Annotated in this window: 18 protein-coding genes; 17 read left to right on the top strand and 1 reads right to left on the bottom strand. The window is 70.6% G+C overall.

Translation table 11 applies throughout. The annotated features are described in order from the left end of the window. Positions 1 to 46: 46 nt before the first annotated feature. The 13 genes from nadA (at position 47) to hisI (ending at position 10,997) form a co-directional block, all read left to right on the top strand. Positions 47 to 1,084, top strand: coding sequence for a quinolinate synthase NadA (gene nadA, locus HQ314_RS14880; protein WP_222650453.1), 1,038 nt, complete (start codon positions 47 to 49; stop codon positions 1,082 to 1,084). Continuing rightward, positions 1,081 to 2,721, top strand: a complete 1,641-nt coding sequence (locus HQ314_RS14885; RefSeq protein ID WP_222650454.1) for an L-aspartate oxidase — start codon at positions 1,081 to 1,083, stop codon at positions 2,719 to 2,721. Before nadA ends, HQ314_RS14885 begins: the two co-directional genes overlap by 4 nt. Then, positions 2,718 to 3,587: a carboxylating nicotinate-nucleotide diphosphorylase gene (nadC, locus tag HQ314_RS14890; protein ID WP_056447907.1), complete on the top strand. Its 870-nt coding sequence runs from the start codon at positions 2,718 to 2,720 to the stop codon at positions 3,585 to 3,587. Before HQ314_RS14885 ends, nadC begins: the two co-directional genes overlap by 4 nt. Before the next feature lie 37 nt (positions 3,588 to 3,624). Next, positions 3,625 to 4,092, top strand: coding sequence for an SRPBCC family protein (locus HQ314_RS14895; RefSeq protein ID WP_027506797.1), 468 nt, complete (start codon positions 3,625 to 3,627; stop codon positions 4,090 to 4,092). A gap of 135 nt (positions 4,093 to 4,227) precedes the next feature. Beyond that, a complete protein-coding gene (hisD, locus tag HQ314_RS14900) occupies positions 4,228 to 5,565 on the top strand; it encodes a histidinol dehydrogenase (protein ID WP_222650455.1) in 1,338 nt (445 codons plus the stop codon). Further along, positions 5,562 to 6,698 carry a histidinol-phosphate transaminase gene (locus tag HQ314_RS14905; protein ID WP_222638635.1) on the top strand — a complete coding sequence of 379 codons (1,137 nt, stop codon included), beginning with the start codon at positions 5,562 to 5,564 and terminating at the stop codon, positions 6,696 to 6,698. The genes hisD and HQ314_RS14905 overlap by 4 nt, the downstream gene beginning before the upstream one ends. Before the next feature lie 34 nt (positions 6,699 to 6,732). Then, entirely contained in the window at positions 6,733 to 7,350 is a 618-nt protein-coding gene (gene hisB / locus HQ314_RS14910) for an imidazoleglycerol-phosphate dehydratase HisB (protein ID WP_222650524.1), read from the top strand. Then, positions 7,347 to 7,985, top strand: a complete 639-nt coding sequence (gene hisH, locus HQ314_RS14915) for an imidazole glycerol phosphate synthase subunit HisH (RefSeq protein ID WP_056447919.1) — start codon at positions 7,347 to 7,349, stop codon at positions 7,983 to 7,985. Before hisB ends, hisH begins: the two co-directional genes overlap by 4 nt. Further along, entirely contained in the window at positions 7,982 to 8,221 is a 240-nt protein-coding gene (locus HQ314_RS14920) for a hypothetical protein (RefSeq protein WP_027506792.1), read from the top strand. Before hisH ends, HQ314_RS14920 begins: the two co-directional genes overlap by 4 nt. Positions 8,222 to 8,273: 52 nt before the next feature. Then, on the top strand, positions 8,274 to 9,026 hold the full coding sequence (gene priA, locus HQ314_RS14925; RefSeq protein WP_222627047.1) for a bifunctional 1-(5-phosphoribosyl)-5-((5-phosphoribosylamino)methylideneamino)imidazole-4-carboxamide isomerase/phosphoribosylanthranilate isomerase PriA: 753 nt from the start codon (positions 8,274 to 8,276) through the stop codon (positions 9,024 to 9,026). Beyond that, positions 9,023 to 9,868 (top strand): inositol monophosphatase family protein, encoded by an 846-nt coding sequence (locus tag HQ314_RS14930; protein WP_037186663.1) that lies wholly within the window; start codon positions 9,023 to 9,025, stop codon positions 9,866 to 9,868. The genes priA and HQ314_RS14930 overlap by 4 nt, the downstream gene beginning before the upstream one ends. Next, positions 9,865 to 10,638 carry an imidazole glycerol phosphate synthase subunit HisF gene (hisF, locus tag HQ314_RS14935; RefSeq protein WP_027506789.1) on the top strand — a complete coding sequence of 258 codons (774 nt, stop codon included), beginning with the start codon at positions 9,865 to 9,867 and terminating at the stop codon, positions 10,636 to 10,638. Before HQ314_RS14930 ends, hisF begins: the two co-directional genes overlap by 4 nt. Then, positions 10,635 to 10,997, top strand: a complete 363-nt coding sequence (gene hisI, locus HQ314_RS14940) for a phosphoribosyl-AMP cyclohydrolase (RefSeq protein WP_056447928.1) — start codon at positions 10,635 to 10,637, stop codon at positions 10,995 to 10,997. The genes hisF and hisI overlap by 4 nt, the downstream gene beginning before the upstream one ends. A gap of 10 nt (positions 10,998 to 11,007) precedes the next feature. Here the strand turns inward: hisI and HQ314_RS14945 are convergent, their stop codons facing one another. Then, positions 11,008 to 11,514, bottom strand: a complete 507-nt coding sequence (locus tag HQ314_RS14945; RefSeq protein ID WP_222627041.1) for a MarR family winged helix-turn-helix transcriptional regulator — start codon at positions 11,512 to 11,514, stop codon at positions 11,008 to 11,010. A 140-nt stretch (positions 11,515 to 11,654) separates the two neighbouring features. On the opposite strand from HQ314_RS14945, the gene HQ314_RS14950 reads away from it, so the two are divergent. The 4 genes from HQ314_RS14950 (at position 11,655) to trpB (ending at position 16,091) form a co-directional block, all read left to right on the top strand. Beyond that, on the top strand, positions 11,655 to 13,196 hold the full coding sequence (locus tag HQ314_RS14950; RefSeq protein ID WP_231476445.1) for an anthranilate synthase component I: 1,542 nt from the start codon (positions 11,655 to 11,657) through the stop codon (positions 13,194 to 13,196). Continuing rightward, positions 13,193 to 13,852, top strand: a complete 660-nt coding sequence (locus HQ314_RS14955; RefSeq protein ID WP_222650456.1) for a TIGR02234 family membrane protein — start codon at positions 13,193 to 13,195, stop codon at positions 13,850 to 13,852. The genes HQ314_RS14950 and HQ314_RS14955 overlap by 4 nt, the downstream gene beginning before the upstream one ends. Positions 13,853 to 13,966: 114 nt before the next feature. Then, positions 13,967 to 14,776, top strand: coding sequence for an indole-3-glycerol phosphate synthase TrpC (trpC, locus tag HQ314_RS14960; protein WP_027506784.1), 810 nt, complete (start codon positions 13,967 to 13,969; stop codon positions 14,774 to 14,776). A 55-nt stretch (positions 14,777 to 14,831) separates the two neighbouring features. Next, a complete protein-coding gene (gene trpB / locus HQ314_RS14965) occupies positions 14,832 to 16,091 on the top strand; it encodes a tryptophan synthase subunit beta (protein ID WP_027506783.1) in 1,260 nt (419 codons plus the stop codon). Positions 16,092 to 16,106 lie beyond the last annotated feature (15 nt).

Raw genomic sequence — 16,106 nt, forward strand, 5'->3', positions numbered from 1 at the left:
TCGGCACCGGCGCACGCGAGCGCTGGACGCACGCGAGGAGCACGACATGGCGATCACCACCACGCGATTCGGCGGGAACTCCGCGGTCGTCGACGGACCGACGGGCTACGCCGGCGTCGATGCCGGCCCGGAGTGGGCCGAGGAGATCCTGCGCCTGGCAGAGGCGAAGAACGCGACGATCCTGGCGCACAACTATCAGCTGCCCGCCATCCAGGACATCGCCCACCACGTCGGCGACTCGCTCGCGCTCTCGCGCATCGCCGCCGAGGCGCAGGAGGAGACCATCGTCTTCTGCGGCGTGCACTTCATGGCCGAGACGGCCAAGATCCTCGCGCCGTCCAAGACGGTCCTCATTCCCGACGAGCGGGCGGGCTGCTCTCTCGCCGACTCCATCGACGCGGCCCAGATGCGCGAGTGGAAGGCCGAGCACCCGGACGCCGTCGTCGTGTCGTACGTGAACACCACCGCCGAGGTGAAGGGACTGACGGACATCTGCTGCACCTCGTCCAACGCGGTCGAGGTCGTGCAGTCCATCGACCCGGACCGCGAGGTGCTCTTCCTGCCGGACCAGTTCCTCGGGGCCCACGTCCGTCGGCAGACCGGTCGCACCAACATGCACATCTGGGCCGGTGAGTGCCACGTCCACGCCGGCATCAACGGCGACGAGCTCACCGCACGGTCGCAGGCGTACCCCGAGGCCGAGCTCTACGTCCACCCCGAGTGCGGCTGCGCGACGTCCGCGCTCTACCTCGCCGGCGAGGGATTCGTGCCCGAGGACCGCGTCAAGATCCTCTCGACCGGCGGCATGCTCGACGCGGCGCGCACCACGGGTGCGAAGCAGGTTCTCGTTGCCACCGAGATCGGCATGCTGCACCAGCTGCGCAAGGCGGCGCCCGGTGTCGACTTCCAGGCCGTGAACGACCGCGCGTCCTGCCCGTACATGAAGATGATCACCCCCGCGGCGCTGCTCCGGTGCCTCACGGAGGGCAAGGACGAGGTGCACGTCGACGTCGCGACGGCTGAACGCGCACGCGCGTCCGTCGAGCGGATGATCGCCATCGGCTCGCCCGGCGGCGGCGAGTGACCACTGCGGCCACTCCGGGCGCACGTGTCGCTGCCGCTCCGGGCGGAAGTGTCGCTCCGGGCTGGGAGGCCGCGGCCGATCTCGTCGTGGTCGGCGGGGGAGTCGCCGGTCTCGCCGCGGCGATCGAGGCGACCCGGTCCGGGCTGAGCGTGCTGGTGCTGAGCAAGGACGCGGCGGGTACGGCGACGCAGTACGCCCAGGGCGGCATGGCCGTCGCGATCGGCGAGGACATCGAGGCCCACGTGCGCGACACGATCGTCGCGGGCGCCGGTCTGTGCGACGAGGCCGCGGTGCGCTCGATCGTCGGGGCCGGCGCCGACGCGCTGAGTGTGCTCACCGGCATCGGTGCTCGGTTCGACAGCGGCGCGGACGGCTCCATGGCCCGCACCCGTGAGGGCGGCCACTCGGTCGGCCGCATCGTGCACGCGGGCGGCGACGCCACGGGGCGGGAGATCCAGCGCGCTCTGTCGTCCGCGGCGCCCGCGACGGTGAACGGCGCGACCGTGCTCGACGTCCTGGTCGGCGACCGCGGTGTGGCGGGCGTGCTCGTCTCGCTCTCGCCGGACGATCTCCACGCGAACCTCGGCGTGGTGCACGCACCCGCCGTGCTGATCGCCACCGGTGGCACGGGAATGCTGTACTCGGCCAGCACGAACCCGTCCGGCGCCACGGCCGACGGCCTCGCTCTCGCACTGCGGGCGGGCGCGGACGTGGCGGACGTCGAGTTCGTGCAGTTCCACCCGACCGTGCTGTTCCGCCCCGGCGGCCGCGGGCGGCTCCCGTTGGTCAGCGAGGCGGTCCGCGGTGAGGGCGCGCGTCTCGTCGACGCGGACGGCCGCTCGATCATGGCGGGCGTGCACCCGCTGGGTGATCTCGCTCCCCGCGACGTCGTGTCCCGGGCGATCGCCGCTCGGCTGGCCGAGAGCGGCGCCGATCACGTCTTTCTCGACGCGCGGTCCGTGCCCGACATGGCCCTGCGTTTTCCCACCGTCACTGCGGCCTGCCTCGCTCAGGACGTGGACCCGACGGAGCAGCCGATCCCGGTGGCCCCTGCAGCGCACTATGCATGCGGCGGTGTCGTCACAGACGAGTACGGCCGCACCTGCGTCGCCGGGCTCCACGCCGCGGGCGAGGTGGCCCGCACAGGACTGCACGGAGCGAACCGTCTCGCGTCGAACTCGCTGCTCGAGGGCGTGGTGCTGGGGACCCGAGTGGCTCGCAGCGCCCGAGACCGGGTGTCCGTAGGCTCCCTGACGTCCGGCGATCCGTCTGCGCGACACCGGGCGCCCCGGCTCGACAGGGACGTCCTCCAGTCCGCGATGACCCGTCACGTCGGCGTCGTCCGCGACGACACAGGTCTGCGCGAGGCAGCGGCGATCGTGGGAGCCGCTGTCCCGCGCGAGCTCACGTCGACCCACGACGTCGAGGACGCCGCACTGACACTGCTGGCGTCCGCGACCGCGTCGGCAGCTCTCGCCCGCACCGAGACGCGGGGTGCGCACACCCGCGCCGATCACCCCCGGTCCGACGACGCACAGCGCCGCAGCACCGTCTTCCGGCTGGCCGACGACGGCAGCCTCGCGATCGTGCGGAATGCCCGCAGCGCCGACCAGGTCGGCCCGATAGGAGTCTCATGACCACACCCGCCGCTGCTCTCGACCCCGTCGATCGGGACGAGATCCTCCTCGTCGTGCGCCGCGCGCTGGAGGAGGACCTCCGATACGGGCCCGATGTGACGAGCCTCGCCACGGTGCCCGAGGGCGCGCGCACCCGCGCCGCGGTCGTCTCGCGGGCACACGGCGTCGTGGCGGGCCTCGACGCCGCGCTGGCGGTGCTCGACGAGGTGATCGGCGACCACGTCGTGCTCTCCCGGATCGCCGACGGCACCCGGGTCGAGCCGGGTGACGTGGTGCTGTCGGTGGAGGCACCGACCAGGGCCCTGCTCACCGCGGAGCGGACGATGCTCAACATTCTCTGCCACCTGTCCGGCATCGCGACCGCGACCGCGGCGTGGGTCGACGCGGTGTCCGGCACGGGATGCGTCGTACGGGACAGTCGCAAGACCTTGCCCGGGCTACGTGCACTGCAGAAGTACGCCGTGCGTGCCGGCGGCGGGCAGAACCACCGCATGGGCCTCGGCGACGCGGCACTGATCAAGGACAACCACGTGGTCGCCGCGGGCTCGGTGGTGGCGGCTCTGCGCGCCGTCCGAGCCGCGGCGCCGGACATCGCGTGCGAGGTCGAGGTGGACACTCTCGAGCAGCTCGACGACGTGCTGGCCGAGGGCGTCGACCTGGTGCTGCTCGACAACTTCCCGCTGTGGCAGACGCAGATGGCGGTGCAACGTAGGGATCGAGCAGCTCCCGCGACGAAGCTCGAATCGTCCGGCGGGCTGTCCCTGGACTCGGCCGCCGAGTACGCGGGCACCGGTGTGGACTTCCTCGCGGTCGGCGCGCTCACCCACTCCGTGACGGTGCTCGACCTGGGGCTCGACTTCGAGTGACGTTTCGCGTGAGCGGGATCCGGGCACAGGACCGCACATGACATCTGTGAGCACTGTGGACCGCGGCGATCGGGTCATCGCCCGCCGCGTGACCGTGAACGCCCCTGCCGACGACCTCTTCGCTCAGGTGGCGGATCCGCACCGGCACGGCGAGCTGGACGGCTCCGGAACGGTGAAGGACACGGTGAAGGGTCCGACGACGCTCTCGCGCGGAGCGAAGTTCTCGGTGGGCATGAAGCAGTTCGGCGTGCCCTACCGCATCACCAGCACCGTCACGGAGTTCACCGATACCGGGGACACCAAGGTGATCGAGTGGCAGCACCCGCTGGGCCACAAGTGGCGCTGGGAGTTCGTCGCGGTGGGCCCCTCGTCCACAGAGGTGACGGAATCGTTCGTCTACGGAACGGCGAAGATCCCGAAGATGCTCGAGGTGACCAAGCAGACGGCACAGAACGCGAACGGCATCACGAAGACGCTGGAGAAGCTGGCAGCCCGCTACTCCTGAGACCATGGTGCGGGCAGGCCGGAGGCCGGTCGGTGGGACCAGCTGGATCGTCCCCCTCGGGGCGCCGGTCGGGGCTCGAGCGATAATCGACGTGCGCCGACCGGCGCGCCCTTGCTCGACCCGAGAGGATCACCCATGACTGCCCGCACCGAGTTGCGACGCGTGGATCTACGCGGCAGCTCTCCGTCCACCGCCGAGCTGCGCGCGGTTCTCCCACGGGGTGGAGTGGACGTGAACTCGGTGCTGCATCTGGTCACCCCGGTGGTCGAGGCGGTGCGTGAGCGCGGCGCCGACGCGGCGCTCGAGTACAGCGAGACGTTCGACCGCGTGCGTCCCGACTCCGTGCGAGTCCCGGCCGCCGAGCTCGAGAAGGCTCTGGACCAGCTCGATCCTGACGTGCGGGCGGCACTCGAGGTGTCCATCGAGCGGTCGCGCATCGTGCACGAGGATCAGCGTCGGTCCGAGACCGTGACCACCGTCGTCCCCGGTGGAACCGTCACCGAGAAGTGGGTCCCGGTCGAGCGAGTCGGACTGTACGTACCGGGCGGCAACGCCGTGTACCCGTCGTCCGTCGTCATGAACGTCGTCCCCGCGCAGGTCGCCGGCGTCGGCAGCCTCGTCGTCGCCTCGCCGCCGCAGGCGGACTACGGCGGCCTCCCGCACCCCACCATCCTGGCGGCGGCAGCGTTGCTCGGCGTGGACGAGGTCTGGGCGGTCGGCGGTGCCCAGGGCGTCGCACTGCTCACCTACGGCGGCGTGGACACCGACGGAGCGCCGCTCGAGCCCGTGGACATGATCACCGGCCCGGGCAACATCTACGTCACCGCGGCGAAGCGGTTGTGCCGTGGAGCGGTGGGCATCGACTCCGAGGCCGGGCCCACCGAGATCGCCATCCTGGCCGACGACACCGCCGACCCGGTGCACGTCGCCGCCGATCTGATCTCGCAGGCCGAACACGACGTGCTGGCGGCGAGCGTGCTCGTCACCACCTCGGTCGCCCTGGCCGACGCCGTCACGCGCGAGGTCGCCGAGCGCACGCTCACCACCAAGCACTCCGAACGCGTCGCGACGGCGCTGTCCGGTGAGCAGTCGGGCATCGTGCTGGTGGACACGCTGGCCGACGGCATCCGCACGGTCGACGCCTACGCCGCGGAGCACCTCGAGATCCAGACCGAGAACGCCTCCGAGGTGGCGGGCCGCATCCGCAGCGCCGGAGCGGTGTTCGTCGGACCGTGGTCGCCGGTGAGCCTCGGCGACTACTGCGCCGGGTCCAACCACGTTCTGCCGACGGCCGGATGCGCCCGTCACTCGTCCGGGTTGTCGGTGCAGACGTTCCTGCGCGGCATCCACATCGTCGACTACTCGCGCGACGCTCTCGACGGCGTCGCGAAGCACGTCGTCGCCCTCGCGAACGCGGAGGATCTGCCGGCGCACGGTGATGCCGTCCGCGTGCGGTTCGAGAGCCGATCGTGACGGCCGCGCCCGGCGCCGGGACCGCACTGTCGGACCTGCCGCTGCGCGACTCGCTCGTCGGGAAGTCGCCGTACGGTGCGCCGCAGCTCGAGGTGCCGGTGCAGCTCAACACCAACGAGAACCCGCACCCACCGTCGGCAGCGCTCGTGGAGGACGTCGCCCGCTCCGTGCGGGAGGCGGCAGCGTCGCTGCACCGCTATCCCGATCGGGACGCCGTCGCACTGCGCACGGATCTCGCCGCGTACGTGGCGGCCCGTACGGGGGTGCCCGTCACCGTCGACAACCTGTGGGCCGCGAACGGATCGAACGAGATCCTGCAGCAACTGCTGCAGGCGTTCGGGGGGCCGGGACGCACGGCGCTGGGATTCGTACCGTCGTACTCGATGCACCCCATCATCTCGGCGGGCACCCAGACCGAGTTCCTCGATCTGCATCGGCGTGACGACTTCTCGCTGGACGTCGACGCGGCCGTGGCCGCGATCGAGTCGATGACGCCGGACGTCGTGTTCGTCACCAGCCCCAACAACCCGACGGGACACAGTCTCTCGCTCGACGACCTCCGGCGTCTCGCTTCCGCGACCACCGGGATCCTCGTCGTCGACGAGGCGTACGGCGAGTTCTCGGCGGCGCCCAGCGCGGTCGACCTCATCGACGAGTTCCCCAGCCGAGTCGTCGTCAGCCGGACCATGAGCAAGGCCTTCGCGTTCGCGGGTGGGCGACTCGGGTACCTGGTGGCCGCTCCGGCCGTCGTGGACGCACTGCTGCTGGTGCGGCTGCCGTACCACCTGTCGGTGCTCACGCAGGCTGCTGCGCGCGCCGCACTGCGCCATGCCGACGACACGCTGGCCTCGGTGGCCGAGCTGGCGGCCGAGCGTGATCGCGTCGTCGCCCGGCTCGCCGTCCTGGGCTACCGAGTGGTGCCCAGCAGCGCCAACTTCGTGCTGTTCGGCCTGTTCGACGATGCGCCCGCGGTGTGGTCGCGGTACCTCGATCAGGGTGTACTCATCCGCGACGTCGGCATCGCGGGGCATCTCCGCGTCACCATCGGCACCGAGGCCGAGAACGATCGGTTCCTCGAGGTCAGCGCCGACCTGTCCGAGGACGTCGTCCACTCGTCCGCCCCCGCCACCTGAACCCCAACAGAGGATCCGACCAGTGAGCAGCATCATGACCCCGAACCGCATCGCGCGCATCGAGCGGACCACCAAGGAGTCGTCCATCACGGTGGAGCTGAATCTCGACGGCACCGGCATCGTCGACGTGTCCACCGGTGTGCCGTTCTTCGACCACATGCTCACCGCGCTCGGGACGCACGCGAGTTTCGACCTCACGGTGCACGCGAAGGGCGACATCGAGATCGAGGCGCATCACACGGTCGAGGACACCGCTATCGTCCTCGGACAGGCGCTGGGCCAGGCACTCGGCGACAAGAAGGGAATTCGCCGTTTCGGTGACGCGTTCATTCCGATGGACGAGACGCTGGCACACGCCTCGGTCGACGTGTCCGGTCGGCCGTACTGCGTGCACACCGGGGAACCGGAGCACATGCTGCACGCCGTCATCGCAGGGTATCCGGGCGCGCCGTACTCGACGGTGATCAACCGCCACGTCTTCGAATCGATCGCGTCCAACGCGCGTATCGCCCTGCACGTCCGGGTGCTGTACGGACGCGACCAGCACCACGTCACCGAGGCCGAGTTCAAGGCCGTCGCTCGCGCCCTCCGCGCGGCCGTCGAGCCCGATCCGCGGGTCTCGGGAGTGCCGTCGACGAAGGGAAGCTTGTGACCAGCAAGTCTGTCGCGTTGCTGGATTACGGTTCGGGGAATCTGCACTCGGCGCAGCGCGCACTCGAACGTGTGGGCGCCGACGTCACGGTGACGTCCGACCACCGCGTCGCGCTGCAGGCCGACGGACTGGTCGTGCCCGGTGTCGGCGCGTTCGGCGCATGCATGGACGGTCTGCTGTCGGTGCGCGGCGACGAGCTCGTCGACAAGCGGCTCGCCGGGGGTCGCCCCGTGCTCGGCATCTGCGTCGGCATGCAGATCATGTTCGACCGCGGCGTCGAGTTCGACGTGCCCGCCACCGGCTGCGGCCAGTGGCCCGGCACCGTGGAGAAGCTGCAGGCCGAGGTGCTCCCGCACATGGGCTGGAACACGGTGCGCCCGGGCGAGGACTCAGTGCTGTTCGCGGGCATGGACCCCGACACGCGCTTCTACTTCGTGCACTCGTACGGCGTGCAGGACTGGGAGATGGCACCGAGCGAGTCGCTCGCCGCTCCGGTTCTCACGTGGGCCGATCACGGCGGCGAGTTCCTCGCGGCGGTGGAGAACGGCCCTCTCTCCGCGACACAGTTCCACCCGGAGAAGTCCGGCGACGCCGGCGCCACGCTGCTCGAGAACTGGCTCCGCACCCTCGGATGAGCGAGCCCCGCGAGTTCTCACTGGGTCGCCACACCGGGCTCGTGCTCGGTGCGGCGACCCTGATGCTCGCCGCGACCACGCTCGTCCTCTGGCTGCTGCAGCCGAGTGGTCCGGTGGGGCTGCTGGTGGTGGCCGTCGGACTCGTCGCCACGGGCGTCTGCGCGTCGCTGGTGGCGAAGGCGTCCGTTCGCCGATCCTTCGGCGAGGAGCCCGACGGGTCCGAGCCGTCCGACTGACGCGCCGCCCTGCCCGGTGTCGCCGCGGATCGTGCCGGTAACCTCGTCGAACGTGAGCCTGGTACTTCTCCCCGCAGTCGATGTCGCCGATGGTCAAGCTGTTCGTCTCGTGCAGGGAGAGGCAGGCAGCGAGACCGCCTACGGCTCTCCGCGCGACGCCGCGCTGGCCTGGCAGAACGACGGCGCCGAGTGGGTGCATCTGGTGGATCTGGACGCCGCCTTCGGTCGCGGTTCGAACCGCGACCTCCTCGCGAGCGTGGTGGGGGAACTCGACGTGAAGGTCGAGCTGTCCGGTGGCATCCGCGACGACGAGAGCCTGCGGGCAGCGCTCGCGACGGGCTGTGCGCGCGTCAACCTCGGCACCGCCGCACTCGAGGATCCGGAATGGTGCCGCCGCGCCATCGGTGAGTACGGCGATCGTGTCGCCGTGGGACTGGACGTGCGCATCGTCGACGGTGAGCACCGCCTGCGCGGACGCGGCTGGGTGAGTGACGGCGGCGATCTGTGGGAGGTGCTGGAGCGGCTCGACCGCGACGGGTGCTCGCGGTACGTGGTCACCGACGTCACGCGGGACGGCACCCTCACCGGCCCCAATCTCGAACTGCTCGAACAGGTCTGCGCTGTCACCGAGGCGCCGGTCATCGCGTCCGGCGGAGTGTCCACCGTCGCGGATCTGGTCGCCATCGCCACGCTGACCGACAAGGGCGTCGAGGGTTCCATCGTCGGCAAGGCCCTCTACGCCGGCCGCTTCACGCTGCCGGAGGCCCTCGCCGCCGTCGCGGACAGCGCACCGTCGGCGACATGACCGCCGTGGACCTGGACGCTCTCGCGGCCACCGCGCGCACCCTGCTCGACGGCACCCACGAGCGGTTCGTCGCGGGCGCCGGCGCGCCCAGCGCCGTGGCCAAGGGGCCGGACGACTTCGCCACCGCGGTCGACCTCGAGCTCGAACGTCGGCTGGTCGAGGAACTGCAGGAGCAGACCCAGATCCCCGTGCACGGCGAGGAGTTCGGCGGGCCACCCGTCGAGTCCGGCACCGTGTGGGTGCTCGATCCGATCGACGGGACCTTCAACTACTCGTTCGGGCTGCCCACGGCGGGCACCCTGCTGTCGCTGCTCGTCGACGGGCGCCCGGTCATCGGTCTGACGTGGCTTCCGCTGATCGGCCAACGCTTCTGGGCGGTGGAGGGCGGACCCGTGCACCGGGACGGGGAGGCGCTCCCCGCGCTGCCCACCTCCGCACTCGCCTCCTCCATCGTCGGATTCGGTGCGTTCAACATCGACAGCCGCGGCCGGTTGCCCGGCGCTTATCGGGTACAGGTGCTCTCGGACATCAGCCGCGTCTCGTCTCGCATCCGGATGCACGGGTCGACCGGACTGGACCTCGCGTACACCGCGGCGGGAACACTCGGTGCGTCGATCGTGTTCGGCCACCATGCGTGGGACAACGCCGCCGGAGCGATGCTGGTCCGCGCCGCCGGCGGAATCGTCACCGATCTGGCGGGGGAGCCGTGGACGGTGACCTCGACGTCGGTGCTCGCCGCAGCCCCCGGCGTGCACGAGGAACTGCTGCAGGTGCTCGCCGGAGTCGGCGAGCCGTCCACGTACACACCGACATCGCGCGCGCGGGAAGGAGTCCGGAGATGAGTGTCGCCGTACGCGTCATCCCGTGCCTGGACGTCGATGCCGGTCGCGTCGTCAAGGGTGTCAACTTCGCCGATCTGCGCGATGCGGGTGACCCGGTCGAGCTCGCCGCGAAGTACGACGCCGAAGGTGCCGACGAGCTGACCTTCCTCGACGTCACCGCGTCGTCCGGTGGGCGCGCCACGATGTTGGACGTCGTCACCCGCACCGCGGAGCAGGTGTTCATTCCTCTCACCGTCGGCGGCGGTGTCCGCACCGTCCAGGACGTGGACACGCTCCTGCGAGCGGGTGCCGACAAGGTGTCCGTCAACACGGCAGCGCTCGCGCGACCGGAGTTGTTGCGCGAGTTGAGCTCTCGATTCGGATCGCAGTGCATCGTGCTGTCGGTCGACGCCCGGACGGTGCCCGAGGGCGAGGCGCCGACGGCGTCCGGTTGGGAGGTGACCACGCACGGCGGCCGCCGCGGTACCGGCGTCGACGCCGTGGAGTGGGCACACCGCGGGGCCGAACTCGGGGTGGGCGAGATCCTGCTCAACTCGATGGACGCGGACGGCACGAAGGCCGGCTTCGACATCGCCATGATCACCGCTGTCCGCGCGGCCGTCCGGGTCCCGGTCATCGCCAGTGGCGGCGCCGGCGCCGTCGAGCACTTCGCGCCCGCCGTGGCCGCGGGTGCCGATGCCGTTCTCGCGGCCAGCGTCTTCCACTTCGGCGAGATGACCATCGGCGACGTCAAGGGCGCTCTGCGCGCGGACGGTGTGGAGGTTCGATGAGCGCCCCCGTTCTCGATCCGGCGATCGCCGACCGTCTCAAGCGCACCGACGACGGACTGGTGTGCGCCGTCGCGCAGGAACGCGGCACCGGTGACGTGCTCATGGTCGCGTGGATGGACGACACGGCCCTGGCCATGACGCTCGCGACGCGCAAGGGCACGTACTGGTCGCGGTCACGGCAGGAGTACTGGGTCAAGGGCGAGTCGTCCGGACACGCACAGTACGTCCACGAGGTCCGCCTCGACTGCGACGGTGACACGATCCTGCTGACGGTCGATCAGACCGGCGGCGCCTGCCACACCGGTGATCACTCGTGCTTCGACGCCGACGTGTTGCTGAGCGAGCCCCCGACCGCCTGAGTACCGGCGGTCAGCCACCGCCGTCGCGGGCGATGCCGGCGTCGAGGTTGGTGACCATGACCTCGGCGAGCGCTCGCATCGTCTCGACCTGCTCGTCGTCCAGCCCGTCGAACACGAGTGACCGCACCGTGGAGACGTGGCCGGGAGCCGTGGCGACCACCTTCGCGTACCCCTCGTCCGTGAGAACGGCGTGGGAGCCGCGGCCGCCGCTGATGCTCTCCCGCCGGGCCCATCCGGCGCGCTCGAGCTTGGTCATCACGTGCGACAGCCGGGACAGCGACGCGTTGGCGAAGTCCGCGAGGTCACGTAGGCGCAGCCGACGATCCGGAGCCTCGGACAGCGTCGCCATCACGAAGTAGTCGAAGTGCGTCAGTCCGGAGTCGCGCTGCAACTGGGTGTCCAGCGCGGCGGGCAACCGGGTCACGAAGGCGACCAGCACGCGCCAGGCGTCCTGCTGTGCCGGTGTGAGCCAGCGCATCTCGTCCGGGTGCGTCTCGGACGGCGGTGTCGCGGTCATCGGGTGCGCGTTCCTCTCCTCGTGCCGGATCACGACCGACCAGTTCGGTTTCCGACTCGTCGAGTGTCCCACCGCCCGTGCGACCACCGCGTTCGGCACCTCCCGAACCCGGCGGGACGGCACCCGGGAAGATGACACCCATGGATTCGCAGAAGGACCCGGCACCCGGAACCACCACCCGGGAGCAGTTCCGCCAACTGGCCGCCGTCCATCGCGTGGTCCCCGTCGTCCGCAAGGTCCTCGCGGACTCCGAGACTCCGCTGTCGGCGTACCGCAAGCTCGCCGGTGACCGGCCCGGCACGTTCCTGCTCGAATCAGCCGAGAACGGGCGGTCGTGGTCCCGGTGGTCGTTCATCGGTGCGGGCAGCCCCAGTGCGCTCACGGTCGTGGACGGCGAGGCCGCGTGGATGGGGGAGACGCCGGCGGGTGCCCCGTCGGGTGGCCATCCGCTGGACGCACTCGGAGCCACCATCGAGCTGCTCCGCTCCGAACGGTTGCCGGACCTGCCCCCGCTCACCGGTGGGATGGTGGGGTATCTCGGCTACGACGCGGTGCGCCACATCGAGCGACTGCCCGACCTCACCGAGGACGATCTGCAGATCCCCGAGATGGTGATGCTCCTCGCGACCGATCTGGCCGCGGTGGACCACCACGAGGGTGCGATCACCCTCATCGCCAACGCGGTGAACTGGAACGGCACCGACGAGCGGGTCGACGAGGCGTACGACGACGCCGTGGCACGGCTCGACCGCATGACTCTCGCACTGTCGTCCGCCGCGGAGTCCACGGTGGCATCGTTCTCGCGACCCGAGCCGCAGTTCCGGCGCCAACGGACCTCCGAGGGATTCGGCGCCGACGTGCACCGCCTGGTCGAGGAGATCGAGGCGGGCGAGGCGTTCCAGGTGGTGCTGTCCCAGCGTTTCGAGATGGAGACCACCGCGACGCCGCTCGACGTCTATCGCATGCTCCGACGCTCCAATCCCAGCCCGTACATGTACCTGATGCACGTCCCCGGCGCGGACGGCGAGACCGCGTTCTCGATCGTCGGGTCGAGCCCCGAGTCCCTCGTGACGGTCGCCGACGGTGTCGCGACGACGCACCCTATCGCCGGGACCCGGTGGCGCGGCGCCACCGAGGAGGACGACCTCTTGCTCGAGAAGGACCTCCTCGTGGACGAGAAGGAGAACTCCGAGCACCTCATGCTGGTGGACCTCGGACGCAACGATCTCGGGCGAGTCTGCGAGCCGGGCACGGTCAAGGTCACCGAGTACCGCCACGTCGAGCGCTACAGCCACGTCATGCACCTGGTGTCGACGGTGACGGGTCGGCTCGACGAGGGCAGGCACGCACTCGACGCCGTCCGCGCCTGCTTCCCGGCGGGCACGCTGTCGGGCGCTCCCAAGGTGCGGGCGATGGAGCTCATCGAGGAACTCGAACCGACCCGCCGCGGCGTCTACGGCGGCATCGTCGGATACCTCGACTTCGACGGGGACGCCGACACGGCGATCTGTATCCGCTCCGCCCTCATCAAGAACGGCACCGCGTACGTCCAGGCGGGTGCTGGCGTGGTGGCCGACTCGGTCGCCGAGTACGAGGACACCGAGGCGCGCAACAAGGCGATGGCGGTGCTCAGCGCGGTGGCCGCAGCGGAGACGGTGACCACCGTCGGAGGCGCCGAGTGAAACGCGGGGGCGTCGGTCTCGCCGCGCTGCTCCTGGCTCTCGCGGCGCTGGCGCTGTGGGCGTCGTCGCGCATGACCTGGGTCCGGGTCGTCAGCTCGGACGGGCTGGGGGAGCAGCAGACGTCCTCGCTCGTCGGGGGTACGTGGGCCGCGGCGACCACGCCGTTGGCCATCGCGGCCATCGCTGCGGTGGCGGCCCTGTTCGCGATCCGCGGACGGTGGACGGTGCTGCTCGCGGTGCTCGTCGCGCTCGTCGGTGTCGGAGCCGCCGTCCCCGCGGTGCAGTTGATCGTCTCGGGCGTGGATCCGGAGCGCGCCGGCGCGCTGGCGGAACTACCCGGTCGTGCCGAGGTCCTCTCCGCGGAGGCGAGCCGCGCGCCCGCCGCACTCGCGCTCCTGGGCGGTCTGCTCGCGCTGGCCGCCGCCGTCGTGGTCGCGCGCACGCCCCGCTCCAAGGCCGGCCTGTCGGCCCGGTACGACAGTCCCGCGGTGCGCCGTGAGCGCGCCGAACAGGACGTTCGGTCTGCCGCCGTGGACGCCGACGAGGAACCGAGCGAGCGGGCCATCTGGGACGCGCTGGACTCCGGCGCCGACCCGACCGTGACCGACGACGCCACCGGTGTCGACGACCGACCCCGCGGCGGTGAGACCCGCTAGTCGGTGGTGTTACTCCGGCCTCTACTCTGAGCGCACCGGATGAGCAGCGCCACACATCCACTGCGATGTCGAGCAGACATTCACCACTCTGGCGGAAGGACGCGGGGGACACCGATGACCGTTCTCGATTCGATCCTCGACGGTGTACGGGCCGACACGCAGGCCCGTGAATCCGTGGTGGACTTCGCCTCCGTCAAGAAGGCCGCCGCCGCCGCGCGGCCGGCTCTCGACGCCGCCGCCGCGCTCATCGAGCCGGGCATCGCCGTCATCGCAGAGGTCAAGCGCGCCAGCCCTTCCAAGGGTGCGCTGGCCGACATTCCGGACCCCGCCGTGCTCGCGGGTGCCTACGAGTCGGGCGGAGCGCGCGTCATCAGCGTGCTCACCGAGGAGCGCCGCTTCCGCGGATCGCTGGACGATCTCGACGCCGTGCGTCGCGCCGTCGAGATCCCCGTGCTGCGCAAGGACTTCATCGTCGGGCCGTACCAGATCCACGAGGCTCGCGCCCACGGCGCCGACATGATCCTGTTGATCGTCGCGGCTCTGGAGCAGGACGCCCTCGCGTCCCTGCTCGACCGCACCGAGTCGCTCGGCATGACCCCGCTGGTCGAGGTGCACACCGAGGAGGAAGCGGACCGCGCGCTCGAGGCCGGCGCCAAGGTCATCGGCGTCAACGCCCGCAACCTCAAGACGCTCGACGTCGACCCGGACACCTTCTCCCGCATCGCGCCCGGCCTGCCGTCGGACATCATCCGGGTCGCCGAGTCCGGCGTCCGCGGCACCGCCGATCTTCTGGCCTACGCCGGAGCGGGTGCCGACGCGGTTCTCGTCGGTGAGGGACTGGTCACCAGCGGCGACCCGCGGTCCGCGGTGCGTGACCTGGTCGCGGCCGGAACGCACCCCTCCTGCCCGAAGCCTGCGCGCTGATTTCAGGCTCCACCCGGCTCGTCGTCCCGGTGTGTCATCGGGCAGACTCGACACCGTGACTACCAGCTATCTTCCGAACTCGAGCGACGGCATCACCGATCGCACCGATCACGACCCCGACCTCGGCGGACACTTCGGTAAGTACGGCGGCCGCTACGTGCCCGAGGCGCTCATGGGCGTCATCGAGGAAGTCACCACCGAGTACGCCAAGGCGCGCGGAGATCGAGACTTCCTCGACGAGCTCGATCGTCTGCAGCGCGACTACACCGGTCGCCCGTCGCCGATCTTCGAGGCGGCGAATCTGTCGAAGCAGGCCGGTGGGGCCCGCATCTTCCTCAAGCGCGAGGACCTCAACCACACCGGTTCGCACAAGATCAACAACGTGCTGGGCCAGGTGCTGCTCGCCAAGCGGATGGGCAAGACCCGCGTCATCGCCGAGACGGGCGCGGGCCAGCACGGCGTCGCCACGGCCACGGCCTGTGCGCTGCTCGGCCTCGAGTGCCTCGTCTACATGGGCGAGGTGGACACCGAGCGTCAGGCCCTCAACGTCGCCCGGATGAAGCTCCTCGGTTCCGACGTCGTCGCGGTGACGTCCGGCTCGCGCACACTCAAGGACGCCATCAACGAGGCGCTGCGCGACTGGGTGACCAACGCGGACGAGACCTACTACTGCTTCGGCACCGTCGCCGGACCGCACCCGTTCCCCATGATGGTCCGCGATTTCCAGCGCATCATCGGCATGGAGGCACGCGCACAGATGCTGCACGATCACGGCCGGCTTCCCGACGCCATCGCCGCGTGCGTCGGCGGCGGGTCGAACGCCATCGGCATCTTCCACGCCTTCATCGACGACGCGGACGTCCGGCTGATCGGGTACGAGGCAGCCGGCGACGGCATCGAGACGGGTCGCCACGCCGCGACCATCGGTGCGGGTTCGCCCGGCGCCCTTCACGGCGCCTTCTCGTACCTTCTGCAGGACGAGGACGGTCAGACCATCGACTCGCACTCCATCTCCGCCGGGCTCGACTACCCGGGCGTCGGACCGGAGCACTCGTACCTCAACGACATCGGGCGAGCCGAGTACCGACCCATCACCGACACGGAGGCCATGGAGGCCTTCACTCTGCTGTGCAAGACCGAGGGCATCATCCCGGCGATCGAGTCCGCGCACGCCATCGCGGGTGCCGTGAAGCTCGGCCGTGAACTCGGTGACGGCGCCATGATCCTGGTCAACCTCTCCGGTCGCGGAGACAAGGACGTCGACACCGCCGCGAAGTGGTTCGGCATCCTGGACGAGAAGGGCAACGTGACGTGAGCACCCCCACCCCCA

Source organism: Rhodococcus sp. BP-332 (assembly GCF_019836065.1).
In the GTDB taxonomy this organism is placed as follows: Bacteria; Actinomycetota; Actinomycetes; order Mycobacteriales; family Mycobacteriaceae; genus Rhodococcoides.

What these genes read in the sequence shown, in the direction of transcription:
- nadA (WP_222650453.1), top strand. Translation starts at nt 47, where the DNA reads ATGGCGATCACCACCACGCGATTCGGCGGGAACTCCGCGGTCGTCGAC.
- nadC (WP_056447907.1), top strand. Translation starts at nt 2,718, where the DNA reads ATGACCACACCCGCCGCTGCTCTCGACCCCGTCGATCGGGACGAGATC.
- HQ314_RS14895 (WP_027506797.1), top strand. Translation starts at nt 3,625, where the DNA reads ATGACATCTGTGAGCACTGTGGACCGCGGCGATCGGGTCATCGCCCGC.
- hisD (WP_222650455.1), top strand. Translation starts at nt 4,228, where the DNA reads ATGACTGCCCGCACCGAGTTGCGACGCGTGGATCTACGCGGCAGCTCT.
- hisB (WP_222650524.1), top strand. Translation starts at nt 6,733, where the DNA reads ATGACCCCGAACCGCATCGCGCGCATCGAGCGGACCACCAAGGAGTCG.
- HQ314_RS14920 (WP_027506792.1), top strand. Translation starts at nt 7,982, where the DNA reads ATGAGCGAGCCCCGCGAGTTCTCACTGGGTCGCCACACCGGGCTCGTG.
- HQ314_RS14930 (WP_037186663.1), top strand. Translation starts at nt 9,023, where the DNA reads ATGACCGCCGTGGACCTGGACGCTCTCGCGGCCACCGCGCGCACCCTG.
- hisF (WP_027506789.1), top strand. Translation starts at nt 9,865, where the DNA reads ATGAGTGTCGCCGTACGCGTCATCCCGTGCCTGGACGTCGATGCCGGT.
- hisI (WP_056447928.1), top strand. Translation starts at nt 10,635, where the DNA reads ATGAGCGCCCCCGTTCTCGATCCGGCGATCGCCGACCGTCTCAAGCGC.
- HQ314_RS14945 (WP_222627041.1), bottom strand. Translation starts at nt 11,514, where the DNA reads ATGACCGCGACACCGCCGTCCGAGACGCACCCGGACGAGATGCGCTGG.
- HQ314_RS14950 (WP_231476445.1), top strand. Translation starts at nt 11,655, where the DNA reads ATGGATTCGCAGAAGGACCCGGCACCCGGAACCACCACCCGGGAGCAG.
- trpC (WP_027506784.1), top strand. Translation starts at nt 13,967, where the DNA reads ATGACCGTTCTCGATTCGATCCTCGACGGTGTACGGGCCGACACGCAG.